General features: G+C 61.9%; 16 protein-coding genes. All 16 read right to left on the bottom strand.

Annotated elements, in window-relative coordinates:
• Positions 1 to 11 precede the first annotated feature (11 nt).
• On the bottom strand, positions 12 to 923 hold the full coding sequence (gene lpxC / locus BFN10_RS20535; RefSeq protein WP_003171886.1) for a UDP-3-O-acyl-N-acetylglucosamine deacetylase: 912 nt from the start codon (positions 921 to 923) through the stop codon (positions 12 to 14).
• Positions 924 to 1,035: 112 nt separating this feature from the next.
• Complete coding sequence (gene ftsZ / locus BFN10_RS20530) at positions 1,036 to 2,241, bottom strand: cell division protein FtsZ (RefSeq protein WP_017526184.1); 1,206 nt, start codon at positions 2,239 to 2,241, stop codon at positions 1,036 to 1,038.
• A 73-nt stretch (positions 2,242 to 2,314) separates the two neighbouring features.
• Positions 2,315 to 3,577 carry a cell division protein FtsA gene (gene ftsA / locus BFN10_RS20525; protein ID WP_010213031.1) on the bottom strand — a complete coding sequence of 421 codons (1,263 nt, stop codon included), beginning with the start codon at positions 3,575 to 3,577 and terminating at the stop codon, positions 2,315 to 2,317.
• Between the two features lie 15 nt (positions 3,578 to 3,592).
• Positions 3,593 to 4,462: a cell division protein FtsQ/DivIB gene (locus BFN10_RS20520; RefSeq protein WP_071491188.1), complete on the bottom strand. Its 870-nt coding sequence runs from the start codon at positions 4,460 to 4,462 to the stop codon at positions 3,593 to 3,595.
• A 4-nt stretch (positions 4,463 to 4,466) separates the two neighbouring features.
• Complete coding sequence (locus tag BFN10_RS20515; protein WP_071491187.1) at positions 4,467 to 5,423, bottom strand: D-alanine--D-alanine ligase; 957 nt, start codon at positions 5,421 to 5,423, stop codon at positions 4,467 to 4,469.
• Positions 5,420 to 6,865 (bottom strand): UDP-N-acetylmuramate--L-alanine ligase, encoded by a 1,446-nt coding sequence (gene murC / locus BFN10_RS20510; RefSeq protein WP_071491186.1) that lies wholly within the window; start codon positions 6,863 to 6,865, stop codon positions 5,420 to 5,422. Before murC ends, BFN10_RS20515 begins: the two co-directional genes overlap by 4 nt.
• Positions 6,858 to 7,928: an undecaprenyldiphospho-muramoylpentapeptide beta-N-acetylglucosaminyltransferase gene (gene murG, locus BFN10_RS20505; RefSeq protein WP_071491185.1), complete on the bottom strand. Its 1,071-nt coding sequence runs from the start codon at positions 7,926 to 7,928 to the stop codon at positions 6,858 to 6,860. The genes murC and murG overlap by 8 nt, the downstream gene beginning before the upstream one ends.
• Positions 7,918 to 9,135: a putative lipid II flippase FtsW gene (ftsW, locus tag BFN10_RS20500; RefSeq protein ID WP_053254470.1), complete on the bottom strand. Its 1,218-nt coding sequence runs from the start codon at positions 9,133 to 9,135 to the stop codon at positions 7,918 to 7,920. The genes murG and ftsW overlap by 11 nt, the downstream gene beginning before the upstream one ends.
• Positions 9,132 to 10,478: a UDP-N-acetylmuramoyl-L-alanine--D-glutamate ligase gene (gene murD / locus BFN10_RS20495; protein ID WP_071491184.1), complete on the bottom strand. Its 1,347-nt coding sequence runs from the start codon at positions 10,476 to 10,478 to the stop codon at positions 9,132 to 9,134. Before murD ends, ftsW begins: the two co-directional genes overlap by 4 nt.
• Positions 10,479 to 10,484: 6 nt before the next feature.
• Positions 10,485 to 11,567, bottom strand: coding sequence for a phospho-N-acetylmuramoyl-pentapeptide-transferase (gene mraY / locus BFN10_RS20490; protein ID WP_071491183.1), 1,083 nt, complete (start codon positions 11,565 to 11,567; stop codon positions 10,485 to 10,487).
• Positions 11,567 to 12,937 (bottom strand): UDP-N-acetylmuramoyl-tripeptide--D-alanyl-D-alanine ligase, encoded by a 1,371-nt coding sequence (locus BFN10_RS20485; RefSeq protein WP_071491182.1) that lies wholly within the window; start codon positions 12,935 to 12,937, stop codon positions 11,567 to 11,569. The genes mraY and BFN10_RS20485 overlap by 1 nt, the downstream gene beginning before the upstream one ends.
• Positions 12,930 to 14,393 carry a UDP-N-acetylmuramoyl-L-alanyl-D-glutamate--2,6-diaminopimelate ligase gene (locus tag BFN10_RS20480; protein WP_071491181.1) on the bottom strand — a complete coding sequence of 488 codons (1,464 nt, stop codon included), beginning with the start codon at positions 14,391 to 14,393 and terminating at the stop codon, positions 12,930 to 12,932. The genes BFN10_RS20485 and BFN10_RS20480 overlap by 8 nt, the downstream gene beginning before the upstream one ends.
• Positions 14,393 to 16,135 carry a peptidoglycan D,D-transpeptidase FtsI family protein gene (locus tag BFN10_RS20475; protein WP_165447909.1) on the bottom strand — a complete coding sequence of 581 codons (1,743 nt, stop codon included), beginning with the start codon at positions 16,133 to 16,135 and terminating at the stop codon, positions 14,393 to 14,395. Before BFN10_RS20475 ends, BFN10_RS20480 begins: the two co-directional genes overlap by 1 nt.
• On the bottom strand, positions 16,135 to 16,428 hold the full coding sequence (gene ftsL / locus BFN10_RS20470) for a cell division protein FtsL (RefSeq protein ID WP_010213047.1): 294 nt from the start codon (positions 16,426 to 16,428) through the stop codon (positions 16,135 to 16,137). Before ftsL ends, BFN10_RS20475 begins: the two co-directional genes overlap by 1 nt.
• Positions 16,425 to 17,372 (bottom strand): 16S rRNA (cytosine(1402)-N(4))-methyltransferase RsmH, encoded by a 948-nt coding sequence (gene rsmH / locus BFN10_RS20465; RefSeq protein ID WP_010213048.1) that lies wholly within the window; start codon positions 17,370 to 17,372, stop codon positions 16,425 to 16,427. The genes ftsL and rsmH overlap by 4 nt, the downstream gene beginning before the upstream one ends.
• Positions 17,369 to 17,824, bottom strand: a complete 456-nt coding sequence (gene mraZ, locus BFN10_RS20460) for a division/cell wall cluster transcriptional repressor MraZ (protein WP_004371993.1) — start codon at positions 17,822 to 17,824, stop codon at positions 17,369 to 17,371. Before mraZ ends, rsmH begins: the two co-directional genes overlap by 4 nt.
• Positions 17,825 to 18,099: the final 275 nt, after the last annotated feature.

Genomic DNA, 18,099 nt, shown 5'->3' with positions numbered 1-18,099 from the left:
AGAGTTGTTACTTACACCGCCGCAACGGGACGCATGTAAGAGATCGGTGCGGTGCTGGCATCTTCGAAGGTCACGACTTCCCAAGCGTCTGTCTGCTCAATCAATTTGCGCAGCAGCTGGTTGTTAAGGGCGTGGCCCGACTTGAAGCCTTTGAACTCGCCTATCAGGCTATTGCCCAGCAGGTAGAGGTCACCGATTGCATCGAGGATCTTGTGCTTCACGAATTCGTCTTCGTAGCGAAGGCCGTCTTCGTTCAGTACACCATCCGCGTCGACCACAATGGCGTTTTCAACGCTGCCGCCGAGTGCGAGGTTGTGCTTGCGCAGGTACTCGATGTCACTCATGAAACCAAAGGTACGGGCGCGGCTGACTTCTTTTACGAACGAAGTGCTGGAAAAATCCACGCTTGCACTTTGGGTGCGGTCACGGAATACCGGGTGATCGAAATCGATCTCAAAGCTCACTTTAAAGCCTTCGAACGGGACGAAGGTGGCGCGCTTGTCGCCGTCTTCTACTGTCACTTCCCGCAGAATGCGAATGAACTTCTTGGCTGCGTCCTGTTCTTCCAGGCCGGCAGATTGAATCAAGAATACGAAGGGTCCAGCGCTGCCATCCATGATCGGGACTTCGGACGCGGAGAGCTCGACGTAGGCGTTATCGATGCCCAAACCGGCCATGGCCGAGAGCAAGTGCTCCACCGTGTCCACCTTGACGTCACCGTTGACCAATGTGGTCGACATCGTGGTTTCGCCAACGTTTTCCGCGCGAGCAGGAATCTGCACCACAGGGTCCAGGTCGGCACGCACAAACACGATGCCGGTGTCGACAGGTGCAGGCTTGAGGGTCAGGTATACCTTCTCCCCGGAGTGCAGACCTACACCTGTGGCACGAATAATATTCTTCAGGGTGCGTTGTTTAATCATGGCTTGGACCGCTTCAGCGCAAATTGCGAACTGGTATCAACAAAGGCTGGCGATAATAGCAGACCAGACCTTTGCTGAACACCAATCACCTTCATAGCCCTGATACATTCCATCAATCGGCCTGACGACGCAGGAATGCCGGGATGTCCAGGTAGTCCAGATCATCTTGCGGATTCGGGCTACGGGACGCCGCAGCACCGGCCTGAGCCTGGTTGCGCATCACGGTCGGACGATCCAGGTCACGGTAGTTCACCGACGGCAGTTCCTGGCGCGAAGGCGCTGGAGCAGCAGCCGCCTGGCTGGCGTGGCTGGCCTGGCTGTTGTGCAGGGTGTTGTCGATGACCTTCACAGGCTTCTCGATTTTCGCGCCCAGGCCGGTCGCAACCACGGTCACGTGCAGCTCGTCGCGCATGTCCGGATCGATAACGGTACCGACCTTGACCATGGCGTGCTCGGAAGCGAAGGCTTCGATGATGCTACCCACGTCGGAGTACTCACCCAGGGACAGGTCAGGACCGGCGGTGATGTTCACCAGGATGCCGCGTGCACCTTGCAGGTTCACGTCTTCCAGCAGCGGGTTGCGGATGGCCGCTTCAGTGGCTTCACGTGCACGGTTCGGACCGCTGGCGCAGCCAGTGCCCATCATCGCCATGCCCATTTCGCTCATCACGGTACGGACGTCGGCAAAGTCGACGTTGATCATGCCTGGGCGCTTGATGATGTCGGAGATACCGCGAACGGCACCGGCCAGTACATCGTCAGCCTTGGCGAATGCGGACAGCAGGCTCGCGTCCTTGCCCAGGATGGTCAGCAGCTTCTCGTTGGGGATGGTGATCAACGAGTCGACGCTTTCAGACAGCAGACGGATGCCTTCGTCGGCGATCTGCATGCGCTTGCGACCTTCGAACGGGAACGGACGGGTCACCACAGCGACCGTCAGAATGCCCATTTCCTTGGCCACTTCGGCAATGATCGGCGCAGCACCGGTACCGGTACCGCCGCCCATGCCGGTGGTGATGAACACCATGTTGGTGCCTTGCAGCACTTCAGCGATACGCTCGCGGTCTTCCAGCGCGGCTTGACGGCCGACTTCCGGGTTGGCGCCAGCGCCGAGGCCCTTGGTCACCGCAGTGCCCAATTGCAGGATGGTCCGCGCGCCGATGCTTTTCAGCGCCTGGGCATCAGTGTTGGCGCAAATGAATTCAACGCCTTCAATGTTGCTCTTGACCATATGGTTGACAGCGTTGCCGCCGCCACCGCCGACACCGATCACTTTGATGACCGGGCTTGCGGGGATGTTGTCTACGAGTTCGAACATGTTCCCTCTCCTTTCATTTCTCTAGTTTTTTCGCCTACTGCTTACAACGGTGTTGCGGTGTCGCGGTAAATCGTTAGAAGTTGCCCTTGACCCATGCCTGCAACCGCTCGAACAACGGCGCCTTGGCCTCGTCGTCGCTGCGGTAGCTGTCACGGTTACTCGGGCCCGACAGGGAAATGCCGTCGGTCTGCTTTTGCAGCCCGTACAACAGCAAGCCCACGCCGGTGGAATAAATCGGGTTGCGTACCACGTCGCCCAGCCCCTTCACGCCATGGGGCACGCCCAGGCGGACCGGCATGTGGAAGATTTCCTCGGCCAGCTCGACCGCGCCTTCCATCTTCGAGGTACCACCGGTCAGCACGATGCCGGCCGGGATCAAATCTTCGTAGCCGCTGCGGCGCAGTTCAGCCTGGATCAGGGTGAACAGCTCGTCGTAGCGTGGCTCGACCACTTCGGCCAGGGCCTGGCGCGACAGTTCGCGCGGTGGACGATCACCCACGCTCGGCACCTTGATAGTCTCGCCGGCACCGGCCAGCTTGGCCAGGGCGCAGGCGTAGCGGATCTTGATTTCTTCGGCGTACTGGGTCGGTGTACGCAGCGCCATGGCGATGTCGTTGGTCACCTGGTCACCGGCAATCGGGATCACGGCGGTGTGACGGATCGCACCCTCGGTGAAGATCGCGATGTCGGTGGTGCCGCCGCCGATGTCGACCAGGCACACACCCAGTTCTTTTTCGTCGTCGGTCAGAACCGAGTAGGCCGAAGCCAACTGCTCGAGAATGATGTCGTCGATTTCCAGGCCGCAGCGACGCACGCATTTTTCAATATTCTGTGCGGCGTTGACGGCACAGGTCACCACGTGGACCTTGGCTTCCAGGCGTACGCCCGACATGCCCAGGGGCTCACGTACGCCTTCCTGGTTGTCGATCACGTAGTCCTGCGGCAGGGTGTGCAACACCCGCTGGTCAGCCGGGATTGCCACGGCCTGGGCAGCGTCGAGCACGCGCTCGAGGTCGGCCGAGCTGACTTCGCGGTCACGGATCGCCACGATGCCGTGGGAGTTCAGGCTGCGGATATGGTTGCCCGCCACGCCGACGAACGCCGAGTGGATCCGGCAACCGGCCATCAGCTGCGCTTCTTCGATGGCGCGCTGGATCGATTGCACGGTGGACTCGATGTTCACCACCACGCCCTTCTTCAGGCCCCGGGACGGATGCGTGCCAATACCGACGATTTCGATGACACCGTCTTCCCCGACCTCGCCCACCAGCGCCACCACCTTGGAGGTGCCGATATCGAGACCGACGATCATTTTGCCGCTTTGCACGTTTGCCATGGGTCCTGCCTCTTCTTAATTCTTCGCGACAGCGGGTTGCGCTGCCGTGGGCGCTGCCGGTTCACGCCAGCCGACGGCAAGGCCGTTGGCGTAACGCAGGTCGACGCTCGCAATGTTCGTAATCTGTTCTTTCAAGGTCTTGTCGTAGATGGCAATGAAGCGGCGCATCTTTTCCACCAAGCGGTCGCGTCCCAGCAACAACTGGATGCCCGGGCCGGAACTGCCTGCCCCGGTCGTCAAAAACCAGCTGCCCCGTTCACGCAGTTCCAGGCGTGCAATGGAGAAGCCCAGTGGCCGCAGCATCTGGCTCAAGGCCTGGTACTGCTGCATCACTTGCTGCTGAGCCCGCTGCGGCCCGAACAGCTGCGGCAGGTGCTCGTAGTTGGCCAGCTCACGCGGGGTGAACGCCTGGCCCTGGTTGTTCAACAGCGCTTCGTCACCCCAACGGGCCACGGGCAGTTGTTCTTCCAGGCGGATCGTCACCTGGTCCGGCCATACGCGGCGGACTTCGGCGTGGGCGATCCACGGCATCTGTTCCAGCTCCGAGCGCATGCCGGCCAGGTCGATGGTAAAGAAGCTCGCCGCCAGGTACGGGCCGATGCGCTGCTGTACCGCTTGCTGGCTGATGTAGCTCAAGTCGCCCTGCACGCTGATCCTGGTGATCGGCCGGTCGGCATACGGCAACAGACGCTGCGCGCCTTCGTAGGTTCCGAAGCCCAGCACCACCAGCAATACCGGCCAGTACAACGCCTTGAGGAAACCAAAGTTGGCTTTCGGCAGGCGCGCCGACATCGGCTCTTTAGCCACCATTCGGCTGGCACCCCGTGGCACCGGCTTGCGGCTCGGTGCTTGAGGGGGCTGATGACGAAGCGATGCGCCTTTCATGTCCTTAGCCTCGTGGCTCAATGCTTGCGGCCAGGATCGCCAGCACCAGTTGCTGGAAATCCAGGCCCGCAGCGCGAGCGGCCATAGGTACCAGGCTGTGGTCGGTCATGCCCGGTGCGGTGTTGACTTCCAGGAACCAGAAATTCCCTTGGTCATCCTGCATCACGTCTGCCCGCGCCCAACCGGCGATACCCAACGCCTCACAGGCTTTCGCCGTGAGGTCCATCAATTCCTGTTCCTTGGCTGCGTCAAGGCCGCACGGGATCCGGTACTGGGTATCGGAAGCCAGGTACTTGGCGTCGTAGTCGTAAAAGGTGTGGGGCGTGCCCAATGCGATGGGCGGCAATACCTGGCCACGCAGGGTGGCGATGGTGTACTCGGGACCCTGGATCCACTGTTCCACCAACACTTGCGAATCGTAGGTACTTGCCGCTTTCCATGCGTCGATCAATTCGGCGGCCGAGTTCACTTTGGCCATGCCGATACTGGAGCCTTCATGGGCAGGTTTGACGATCAAAGGCAGGCCCAGTTCCTTGGCTGCAGAAATACAATCGTCTTCGCTGCACAGCACACTGTGACGCGGGGTCGGAATGCCCAGGCTGTGCCACACCTGCTTGGTGCGCAACTTGTCCATCGCCAGCGCGGACGCGAGGATGCCGCTGCCCGTGTAAGGGATGCCGGCACACTCCAGCAGGCCTTGCATGCTGCCGTCTTCACCGCCACGGCCATGCAGGATGATGAAGGCGCGGTCGATCTTCTCGGCCTGCAGGCGGGCGAGGAAGTCATCGCCCACGTCGATACCGAAGGCGTTCACGCCGGCACTTTGCAAGGCTTCGAGCACGGCGTTGCCGGACTTGAGCGACACTTCGCGCTCGGCGCTCTTGCCGCCGAACAATACGGCTACGCGACCGAAGTCGGCAGGCGTGATCGTGGAAAACAGGGAGGCGTAGTCAGTGATCATTTCGCCGCTCCCTTTTTTGCCGCAAACAGCGGGCTCGCCAGCAATTTCGGCGCAAGGCCACCAATGTCACCGGCGCCCTGGCACAGCAGGATGTCGCCGGCACGCAGCAGCGGCTTGACGATTGGCGCCAGGTCTACGCCACGTTCGATGTAGATCGGGTCCAACTGGCCGCGCTGACGGATGCTGTTGCACAGCTTGCGGCTGTCGGCGCCCGGGATCGGCTCTTCGCCCGCCGGGTAGACTTCCATCAACAGCAGCACGTTGGCATCGGCCAGTACATTGACGAAATCGTCGTACAGGTCGCGAGTACGGCTGTAGCGATGCGGCTGGTACACCATCACCAGGCGACGCTCCGGCCAGCCACCACGCACAGCCTTGATCACCGCGGCGACTTCGGTCGGGTGGTGACCGTAGTCGTCCACCAGCATCACGTCACCGCCCTCTACCGGCAACTGGCCGTAGACCTGGAAGCGACGGCCCACGCCGGCAAAGCGCGACAGGCCTTCGACGATGGCTTCATCGCTGACGCCCTCGTCGGTGGCGATGCAGATGGTCGCCAGGGAATTGAGTACGTTGTGGTTGCCCGGCATGTTCACCGAGACATCCAATGGCTCACGGTCCGGACGCAGCACGGTGAAGAAGGTTTGCATGCCTTCCTGGCGCACATTGATGGCGCGCACGTCGGCGTCTTCGCTGAAGCCGTAGGTCACGGTCGGACGCTTGACCAGCGGCAGGATTTCGCGCACCACCGGATCGTCCAGGCACACCACCGCCAGACCGTAGAACGGCAGGTTGTGCAGGAACTCGACGAAGGTTTTCTTCAGCTTGTTGAAGTCACCGTCGTAGGTCGCCATATGGTCGGCGTCGATGTTGGTGACCACAGCCACCAGCGGTTGCAAATGCAGGAAGCTCGCATCGCTTTCATCGGCTTCGGCGATCAGGTAACGACTGGTGCCGAGCTGGGCATTGGTGCCAGCGGCATTCAGGCGGCCACCAATGACAAACGTCGGGTCCAGGCCTCCGGCGGCGAACACCGAGGCAATCAGGCTGGTAGTAGTGGTTTTGCCATGGGTGCCGGCGACGGCGATGCCGTGGCGATAGCGCATCAGCTCGGCCAGCATCTCGGCGCGAGGCACCACGGGAATGCGGCGCTCAAGGGCGGTGGCCACTTCCGGGTTGGAGGTGTTCACGGCGCTGGACACCACCAGCACATCGGCCTCGGCGGCGTTCTCGGCACGGTGGCCGATAAAGATCTGCGCGCCGAACGACTTCAGGCGGTCGGTGACCGGCGACTCTTTCAAGTCGGAGCCGGACACCTGGTAGCCCAGGTTCAGCAGTACTTCGGCAATGCCGCACATGCCCACGCCGCCGATACCGACGAAGTGGATGCGACGGATGCGGCGCATTTCCGGTTGCGGCATGGCTTTCTGATTCTCAACCATGGGCCACCTCCAGGCAGATATCGACCACGGTGCGGGTTGCGTCAGGTTTGGCCAGGCGGCTTGCGGTGCTCGCCATGCTGTTGAGTCGTTCCGGTTGCATCAATACCTCGGTCAGGCGTGCGGCCAAGTCGGCGGCGCCAGTCGTTCTTTGCGGCAGCAGGAAGGCAGCGCCCTCCCCGGCCAAATATTCAGCGTTGCGGGTCTGGTGATCGTCGATCGCGTGGGGCAAAGGCACCAGCAACGACGGCAGACCGGCGGCGGCCAGTTCACTGACGGTCAGCGCACCGGAGCGGCAGACCACCAGGTCGGCCCAGCCATAGGCATGGGCCATGTCTTTGATGAAGGGCTGTACATTCGCCTCCACACCGGCCTCGCGATAGCGCGTGGCGGTGACTTCACCATGATCTTTGCCCGCCTGGTGGAAGACCTCAGGGCGCAACTCCACAGGAAGTTGCGCCAGGGCTTGCGGCAGCAATTTGTTCAAAGGCTCGGAGCCCAGGCTGCCGCCCATGACCAGCAGGTGCGCCTTGCGCCCGGCCAAGGCTTCACGGGCGATGCCCATGAACAGTTCGGTGCGCACCGGGTTGCCAGTAGTGCGCAGCTTGTCCGATGCACCAAAGGTCTTCGGAAAGGCCTCGCACACCCGCGCCGCCAAGGGCACCAGCAGGCGGTTGGCGGTGCCGGCGACGGCGTTCTGTTCGTGCACAATCACCGGCACACCGGCGAGCCTGGCCGCGACGCCACCAGGGCCGGTCACATAGCCACCAAAACCGAGCACACACACCGGCTTCAGTTCACGAATGATCTTGCGCGCCTGCCACACCGCCTTGAGCAACACGAACGGCGCCTTGAGCAGGGACAACTTGCCCTTGCCGCGCAGGCCGGTGACGTTGATCAGGTGCAGCGGCAAGCCGGCATTCGGCACCAATTCGTTTTCGATACCGCGCGGCGTGCCCAACCAGTGTACGGTGTAGCCACGGTTCTGGAATTCCCGCGCGCAGGCCAGGGCCGGGAACACGTGGCCCCCGGTGCCGCCCGCCATGATCAGCACGTTAGCGCCCATGGGTGGGCTCCTCGGCGAAATCGCTTTCGCTGAATTCCATCTCTTCGCTGCCCAGGTGGGTTCGACTCTCCCACTCGATGCGCAGCAACAAGCCCAGGCACGCGCAGCAGATCACCAACGAACTGCCGCCATAACTGAGGAACGGCAAGGTCAGGCCCTTGGTCGGCAACAGGCCGACGTTCACACCGATATTGATCAGGAACTGGCCGATCCACAGGAACGACAAGCCGTACGCCACATAGGCGGCGAAATACTGTTTGGCCTTCTCGGCCCACAGGCCGATGTACATGCCGCGTACACACACGAACACGAACAGCGCGACGGTGCATAGCGAACCCACCACACCGAGCTCTTCGGCCAGTACCGAGAACACGAAGTCGGTGTGCGCTTCCGGCAGGTAGAACTGCTTCTGCACACTGTTGCCCAGGCCCACGCCCAGCCACTCGCCGCGACCGAAGGCGATCAGCGCCTGGGTCAACTGGTAGCCGGAGCCGAACTGGTCGGACCAGGGGTCGGTGAAGGTGATCAGACGCGCCATCCGGTAGGGTTGTGCCTGCACCAGGACCGTCACGGCAGCCACGGCCAGCACCACCATCAGGGTGAAGCGGAACAGCCCCACGCCGCCGAGGAACAGCATCGCCGCAGCAGCGCCCATCATCACGACGGTGGCGCCGAAGTCGGGCTCCATCAGCAGCAGGCCAGCCATGGGCAGCAGCACGATGAACGGCTTGAAGAACCCCATCCAGCTTTCGCGCACTTCTTTCTGGCGACGTACCAGGTAGCCGGCTAGGTAGATCACCACGAACACCTTGGCGATTTCCGACGGCTGCACGTTGAACGCGCCGAAACCGATCCAGCGCATCGAACCATTCACCTCGCGGCCGATGCCGGGCAGGATCACCATGACCAGCAAGCCGAACGCCCCGATCAGCATCAACCAGCCCAGGCGTTGCCAGGTGGCGATGGGGATCATCATGGTGACGATGCAGGCGCCGAGGCCGATCACCAGGTACACCAGGTGACGGATCATCATGTACAGGGTATTGCCCGACTGCACGGCAGCCACTTCGGACGACGCCGAGGTAATCATCACCAGGCCCAGGCCCAACAAGGCGAGGCAACCGGCGAGCATCGGGAAATCGAGGTCGATACCGCGCCCGGTAATGATCGGCGATGGGTACGGCTTGATGATATTCCGGAAATTCATGCCAAGGCCTCCACGGCGCGGGCGAACAGCTGGCCGCGCTCTTCGTAGTTCTTGAACATGTCGAAACTGGCGCAGGCTGGCGACAGCAGCACCGCATCGCCGGACTGGGCCAGGGCCTTGCAACGGGCGATGGCGTCGTCCAGGGACGTGGCGCGCACTTGCGGCACCGCGTCACCGAGGGCGGCGGCGATCAGATCGGAATCGCGGCCCATCAGCACCACGGCGCGGCAATGCTCAGCCACCGGGCCTTTAAGGTCCTTGAAGTCGGCACCCTTGCCGTCGCCACCGGCGATCAACACCAGCTTGCCGTCGATATCGGCGCCAAGGCCTTCGATGGCTGCCAGGGCTGCACCCACGTTGGTGGCCTTGGAATCGTTGTAATAGCTGACGCCATCAAGGTCGCGCACCCACTGGCAGCGATGCTCAAGGCCGCCAAAGCTGCGCAGCGCCGAGAGCATGGCGTCAAACGGCAGGCCGACGGCATGCCCCAGCGCCAACGCCGCCAGGGCATTGGACTGGTTATGGGCGCCACGGATTTTCAGCTCGCGCACCGGCATCAGGTTCTGGAATTCGAAGGCCAGGTATTTCTCGCCGTTCTCTTCGCGGATGCCGAAGGCTTTGAAATCGGGTTTGCCGAGGCCGAAGGTCCAGCAGGGCAGGCCCTCGCCCATCAGCGGACGGCTCAGGGCATCCTGGCGGTTGACCACGACTTGCCGCGCACCCCGGAAGATCCGGTGCTTGGCCAGGTGGTACGCCGGCAGGCCGCTGTAGCGGTCCATGTGGTCCTCGCTCACGTTCAACACGGTCGCCACTTCGGCGCCGAGGTCGTGGGTGGTTTCCAGCTGGAAGCTCGACAGCTCCATCACGTACAACTCGATGTCGTCACTGAGCAGGTCCAGCGCGGGTGTACCGAGGTTGCCGCCCACGGCCACGCGCTTGCCGGCCGCAGCCGCCATCTCGCCGACCAGGGTGGTCACGGTGCTTTTCGCGTTGGAGCCGCTGATGGCCACGATCGGCGCCTTCGCATTACGGGCGAACAGGTCGATATCGCCGGACAGCTTCACGCCACGGGCAGCGGCGGCTTGCAGGGCCGGGGTCGCCAGGGCCAGGCCGGGGCTCACGTAGAGCTCATCGGCACGGCACAGAAACTCGACATCCAGCTCGCCACAACGCACTTCCACGTGCGGGTAGTCACGGCGCAGCGTGACCAGCTCCGGTGGATTTTCCCGCGTATCGGCCACGGCAAACGACGTGCCGCGGTTCGCCAGGAAGCGAACCAGGGACATGCCGCTCTTGCCGAGGCCGACAACGATGCGGAAGTGGTCTGAAGCGATCAGGGACACTCGTTTCTACCTCAGTTTCAGGGTGGCAAGGCCGATCAGCACCAGGATCACCGTGATGATCCAGAAGCGGACGATCACGCGTGGCTCGGGCCAGCCCTTGAGTTCAAAGTGGTGGTGAATCGGCGCCATGCGGAACACACGACGCCCGGTCAATTTGAAGGACGCCACCTGGATGACCACCGACAGGGTTTCCATCACGAACACACCGCCCATGATGAACAGCACGATTTCCTGGCGCACGATCACCGCGATGGTGCCGAGGGCCGCGCCCAGCGCCAGGGCGCCGACGTCGCCCATGAACACTTGCGCCGGGTAGGTGTTGAACCACAGGAAGCCCAAGCCGGCACCGATCAGCGCGCCGCAGAACACAATCAGTTCACCCGCGCCCGGTACATAAGGAATCAGCAGGTATTCAGCGAATTTCACGTTACCCGACAGGTAGCAGAAGATGCCGAGCGCGCCGCCCACCATCACCGTCGGCATGATCGCCAGGCCGTCGAGGCCGTCGGTGAGGTTCACTGCGTTGCTGGAGCCGACAATCACGAAGTAGGTCAGCACCACGAAGCCGATGCCCAGGGGAATGCTGGCGTCCTTGAGCATCGGGATGATCAGGGTCGTCTCCACCGCGCTTGGCGCAGTGGTGTAGAGGAAGATCGCCGCAGCGAGGCCAAACACCGACTGCCAGAAATACTTCCAGCGGCTTGGCAGCCCCTTGGAGTTTTTCTCGATCACCTTGCGGTAGTCGTCCACCCAACCGATGGCGCCGAACAACAGGGTCACCAAGAGCACCACCCACACATAGCGGTTGTGCAGGTCAGCCCACAGCAAGGTGCTGATGCCGATGGACGACAGGATCAGCGCACCGCCCATGGTCGGTGTGCCGGACTTGGACAGGTGCGACTGCGGGCCGTCATTACGAACCGATTGACCAATTTGCAGGTTCTGCAGGGTGCGGATCATCCACGGCCCCAGGAACAGCGACAAACACAACGCGGTCAGCACACCCAGGATCCCGCGCAGGGTCAGGTACTGGAAGACCGCGAAGCCTTTGTGGAACTGTTGCAGATACTCAGCCAGCAGCAGCAGCATTAATGTTTCTCCGTACTTGAGCCACACAAGGCCGCGACGACGTTTTCCATCACCGCGCTGCGCGATCCCTTGATCAAAATGGTTGTGTGTTTGTCGTGTTCAGCCGCCGCCAGCGCCTGGATCAGCTCGGCCTGGGTCGCGAAATGCAGCGCGCCGGGGCCGAACGCTTTGACAGCGTGAGCCATGTTCGGGCCGACGGCGTACAGCGCGTCGACTTTGCCGGCCGCGTAGGCACCGACTTCACGGTGGGACTGTTCGGCCCAGTCGCCCAGCTCGGCGATGTCGCCCAGCACCAGTACCTTGCGGCCGTCGAAGCCTTTGAGCAGGTCGATGGCGGCGCAGACCGAGGACTGGTTGGCGTTGTAAGTGTCATCGATCACGCGCATGCCATTGGTTGCCAGCTGCGCCACGGTACGGCCCTTGACCGGCTGCACCGCGCCAAGCCCGGTGGCGATACCGAACAGCGACACGCCCAGGGCGTAGGCGGCAGCGGCAGCGGCCAGGGCATTGGCGACGTTATGGTTGCCCAGCAGGTTCAACTGCACGTGCTCATTGCCTTGCAGGGTGTGCAAGGTAAAAGACGGGCAGCCACGGGCATCAACGGTGATGTTGGATGCGTGGAAATCAGCCGCAGCATTGAGCACGGCAAACGTCAGGACCTTGCGACCGGCGGCGCGTACACGCCAGGTCTCGAAGGCCTTGTCATCGAGATTCAAGACAGCGGTGCCGGATGCATCGAGGCCTTCGAGGATTTCACCCTTGGCTTCGACGATCTTTTCCGGGCCGCCGAACTCGCCGACGTGGGCGGTTCCGGCATTGTTGATGATCGCCACGTGGGGCTTGGTCAGCGCCACGGTGTAGGCGATTTCGCCGATGCGCGATGCGCCCAGCTCGATCACCGCCGCCGTATGTTCAGGGGCCAGTTCGAGCAGGGTCAACGGTGCGCCGAAATCATTGTTCAGGTTGCCACGGGTGGCAAGCACCGGGCCGCGCGTGCGCAGTACCCCGGCAAGCAACTCCTTGACCGTGGTCTTGCCGCTGGATCCCGTGATGGCCGCAACGGGGTTGGTGAACCCGGCACGGTTCAACGCACCCAATTGGCCAAGGGCCAGACGGGTGTCGGCGACCAGCAGTTGCGGCAGTGTGGAATCCGCGACTTCGCGCTGCACCAAGGCACCCACGGCGCCTTTGGCGGCAACTTCATTCAGGTAGTCGTGACCATCGAAACGCGGGCCCGCCAGGGCGACAAAAAGTTGCCCCGGCTTGATGTTGCGGCTGTCGATACTCACGCCGTCGAAGCGGCAATCGCTCGACAGCATACGGGCCGACAAGGCCTGGACCAGTTCGCTGAATGTCATCGGTTTAAGCATGGGCAACCTCCCAGGCGGTCAAGGCGTGATCGGCCTCGACCAGATCGGAGAAGGCATGGCGCTCGCCGTTGATTTCCTGATAGTCCTCGTGACCTTTACCGGCCAGCACCACCACGTCGTCAGCACTGGCGCCGGCGATCAATTGGGCAATGGCTGCGCCGCGACCGGCAACGAACGTCGCCTTGGACACGTCTTTGAAGCCGACGCGGATGTCGTCGAAAATCTGGCTCGGGTCTTCACTGCGTGGGTTGTCGTCGGTGACGAGCACGCCATCGGCCAAGCGCTCGACAATCTCGGCCATCAACGGGCGCTTGCCGCGATCACGATCACCGCCGCAACCAAACAGGCACAACAACTTGCCCTTGGCGTGGGGACGCAGGGCCACCAGGACTTTTTCCAGGGCATCCGGCGTGTGGGCGTAATCGACCACCACCAACGGCTGTTTGCCGCCACCCAGGCGCTGCATGCGACCGACCGGGCCTTCCAGCTTCGGCAGCACACGCAGGATTTCGTCGAGGGCGTAATCCAGGCCGAGCAATGCGCCGACGGCCGCCAGGGTGTTGCTCAGGTTGAAACGACCGAGCAAGGTGCTGCGCAAATGATGTTCGCCCTGGGGCGTCACCAGCGTCGCGCGCACGCCTTCGTCATTGAATTGCGCGTCGCGGCAGTACAGGTACGCGCTGGAATCTTCCAGGCTGTAGCTGATCAGGCGCGACTCACGCTCTTCGGCGGCCAGTTGGCGACCGAACTCGTCGTCCAGGTTCACCACGCGGCACTTCAAGTCGTTCCAGGCGAACAGCTTGGCCTTCTCGGCCGCGTAGGCTTCCATGGTGCCGTGGTAGTCGAGGTGATCGCGGGACAGGTTGGTCATCACCGCCACATCAAACGCCAGGGCAGCAACCCGGCCCTGGTGCAAACCGTGGGACGACACTTCCATGGCAACCGCCTTGGCGCCGGCCTTTTTCAGGTCGGCCAGGGTCGCTTGCACGGCAATCGGGTTCGGCGTGGTGTGCAGGCCGCTTTGCAGCGCGCCGTAGAAACCAGTGCCCAGGGTGCCGACGATGCCGCAGTGTTGCCCCAGCAGGTCAAGGGCCTGGGCAATCAATTGGGTCACACTGGTCTTGCCGTTGGTGCCGGTAACGCCAACCAGGTTGAGATGTCGACTTGGCTCGCCATAGAAACGCCCGGCAATGTCCGAGAGCTGTTTGGCCAGCCCCTTGACCGGAATCAGCGGGACATCGGTGATCGGCAACACGGTTGCGCCTTCCACTTCGTAGGCCACGGCAGCCGCGCCACGTTGCAGGGCGTCCGCAATATGTGCACGGCCATCGAACTTGCCCCCCGGCACCGCCAGGAACAGGTCACCGGCGCGCACATTGCGACTGTCCAGGCTCAATTCACGGATCAGCAGATCGCGGCCGGCGTGGGCAAAAATCTTGTTCAGGCTAAGAGACATCAGCCGCGCCCTCCATTGGCTTTTACAGCAGCGGCCGGTGGACCGGCGTTCGCTTGTTGGGTCGGCGGCAGGTTGTCCGGTGTGATGTTCATCAGGCGCAGGGTGCCGGACATCACTTTGCTGAACACCGGCGCCGAGACCAGGCCACCGAAGTAACCGGCTTTGCTCGGCTCATCGATCACCACCACGATGGCGTAGCGTGGATCGCTCATCGGGCCGAAACCGGCGAACAACGAACGGTACGAATTTTCCGCGTAGCCCTTGGTACCCACCGACGTTTTACGCGCAGTACCCGACTTGCCGGCTACGTGATACGCCGGCACCTGGGCACGGAATACGCCGCGTGGCGCTTCGATCACTTGTTGCAGCATGCCTTGCATGGTCTTGGCGACGTTTTCCGGAATCACCTGGGTGGCTTTCGGCGCTTCGTCGACATGGATCAGGCTCAGCGGAACCATGCGCCCATTATTTGCCAATACAGAGAAAGCATGGGCCAGTTGGATCGCCGTCACCGACAAGCCGTAGCCGTAGGAAAGCGTGGCGGTCTCGGCCTTTTTCCAGTCGCGGTAGTTCGGCAGGTTGCCAACGCGCTCACCGGGGAAATCCAGGCCGGTGGGCTGGCCCAGACCGATCTTCTGCGCCAGGTGATAAATGGTCTCGCCGCCGATATCGAAGGCGACCTTGCTCATGCCTACGTTACTGGAGTTGATCAGGATACCTGTCAGATCCAGCACCGGGCCTTCGGTACGGGATACGTCACGAATGGTGTACTTGCCCAGCTGCAACGTACCCGGATACACCTCGACCTTGTCGCTGGGTTTCCAGCGTCCGGTTTCGAGGGCGGCACTCATGGAGATGGCTTTCATGGTCGAACCCGGCTCGAACACGTCGATCATGGCGCGGTTGCGCATCATCGCCGGCTGCAGGTTGCGACGGTTGTTGGGGTTGTAGGTCGGCTGGTTGACCATGGCGAGGATCTCGCCGGTCTTGACGTCCATGATCACCAGGCTGCCGGCCTTGGCGCCGTTCTCGATGATCGCGTTACGCAACTCGCGGTTGGCCAGGTATTGCAGGCGCAGGTCAATCGACAACGCCAAGGGCTTACCGGCCTTGGCGTTTTTGGTGACTTGGACATCCTTGATCAGTCTGCCGCGCCGATCCTTGATGACTTGTCGTTTGCCGGGAACCCCGGCGAGCCATTCATCGTAGGCGAGTTCCACACCCTCACGGCCGTGGTCGTCGATGTCGGTAAAGCCGACCATATGCGCGGTGGTTTCACCGGCCGGGTAGAAACGACGGAACTCCTCGATGCCGTAGACACCGGGGACTTTAAGGTCGAGCACCTGCTGGCCTTGTTCGGGGGTAAGGCCGCGAACCAGGTAGATGAATTCTTTATTGGCCTGGGCTTCCAGGCGTTCAGCCAAGGCTTTCGGGTCTTGCCCCAGCGCGGCGGCAAGCGCCGGCCAGCGATCCTTGGCGACCTGCAACTCCTTGGCGTTGGCCCACAGGGTGGTGACCGGCGTACTGACGGCCAGCGGTTCGCCGTTACGGTCGGTGATCAGGCCGCGGTGTGCAGGAATCGGGATGTGACGCAGGCTACGGGCATCGCCCTGGCCGATCAGGAAGTCACGGTCGACCACTTGCAGGTCGATGATCCGCCAGGCGATCGCACCCACCATCAATGCCAGCAAGCCGAGCATCAGGCGGAAGCGCCATGGATAGAGTGCGCCTTCGAGTTTCATCATGGCGCCACCATGCGGACTTCGGCCGCGCCCGGGATGTGCATTTTCAGTTGTTCAGTCGCCAGCACTTCAATACGGCTGTGGGCTGTCCAGGTGCTTTGCTCCAGGATCAACCGGCCCCATTCCGCCTGGGCTTTGTCGCGCACACTCAATTCCCCGTACAGGGTATTGAGCAACTGGCGGTTGTAGTGGGCGCTGTAGGACACCGCAATCGCGGAAATCAGCACGCCGACAAACAGCAGCAACATAAAGAAGCTGCCGCCCGGGAGGGGCTTGGCGAAAAGCTTGCTCACCGCAACTTCTCCGCGACACGCATGACAGCGCTACGGGAACGTGGGTTAGCCTTGAGCTCGGCTTCGGACGCGAACTGCGCCTTGCCATGGATTTTGATTTTCGGCACAAAGGCTTCGAAACGTACCGGCAGGTTGCGCGGCAGGTTGTCGGACTCACCCTTGACCAGGCGACGCATGAACAACTTGACGATGCGGTCTTCCAGAGAGTGGAAGCTGATCACCACCAGGCGACCGCCCACTTCCAGCGCCTCGAGAGCAGCCTCGAGGCCGGCCTCCAGGTCGCCCAACTCGTTGTTGACGTGAATACGCAGGCCCTGGAACGCACGGGTCGCCGGGTTCTTGCCCTTTTCCCACGCGGGGTTGGCGACTTTCAGTACTTCGGCCAGGTCGGCAGTGCGCTCGAACGGCTGGATTTCACGACGCTCGACCACGGCGCGAGCCATACGACCAGCGAAGCGCTCCTCACCGTATTCCTTGAACACACGGGCGATTTCTTCCACTGGCGCGGTGGCGATGAACTGCGCAGCGCTGACGCCACGGGTCGGGTCCATGCGCATGTCGAGCGGACCGTCGTTCATGAAGCTGAAGCCGCGCTCCGGGTCGTCGAGCTGCGGCGAGGACACGCCCAGGTCGAGCAAAACCCCGGCTACCTTGCCCGCCATGCCGCGCTCGGCCACTTCGGCACCCAGCTCGGCAAAGCTGCGCTGCACAACGACAAAGCGGCCGTCTTCGGCCGCTAGCGCTTGCCCGGTGGCAATCGCTTGGGGGTCCTTGTCGAACCCGAGGAGTTTGCCGTCGGGCCCGAGCTGGCTGAGTATCAACCGGCTATGCCCGCCCCTGCCGAACGTGCCGTCCAGATAGCAGCCATCCGCGCGTACGGCGAGAGCCTCAACGGCTTCGTCAAGCAGTACGGTGATGTGGTTAAAGCCGCTATCAATAGTCACAGGATCAAATCACGCAGTTCATCAGGCATGGCGCCCGGTTGTTGAATAGCAGCCAGGTCAGCTGCAGAAACAGCATCCCAGGCATCTTCGTCCCACAATTGGAACTTGTTCAGTTGGCCGACCAGCATTGCGCGCTTGTCGAGCCTGGCGTACTCACGCAAGCGCGGCGGCACCAGGAAACGACCGCTGCCATCGAGCTCGAGGTCGACTGCGTTACCAATCAGCAAACGCTGCAGGCGACGGTTCTCTTCACGCAATGAAGGCAGGGCGCGCAATTTGGTTTCAATCAACTCCCACTCATCGAGCGGGTAAACACACAAACAAGGGTCAACGGCATCGATAGTGATGATCAACTGCCCGGAACTTCGCGAAATGAGCTCGTCACGATACCGGCTCGGCATGGCGAGACGGCCTTTTGCATCGAGACTGATAGCGTTAGCTCCGCGAAACACAGATGCGTTTCTCCAAATTTTAGCGTTTTACGTTCAAAAAACCCACTTTGTGCCACTTTCCGCCACTTGCGCACACTATAGGAATGCGCCCACCACACCGTCAAGGCGCGGATTCAAGGAAAAGCCTTACAGAACGGAGATTTAGGAGCGTAAAGGGAGGAGAAAACAGAGTTCGGGGATGTTTTTGGCCCAACAAGCGCAAATAGCTCAAAGAGCTATAGGCTAAAGTTAAAGTAATTTATTAAGAGTAAGATTTTTTTGGTATTACGAAGACG

It is taken from the genome of Pseudomonas extremorientalis (assembly GCF_001870465.1).
Lineage (GTDB): Bacteria > Pseudomonadota > Gammaproteobacteria > Pseudomonadales > Pseudomonadaceae > Aquipseudomonas > Aquipseudomonas extremorientalis.
Note: the sequence above shows the minus strand (reverse complement) of the source record. Positions and strands in the feature narration are given on the sequence as shown.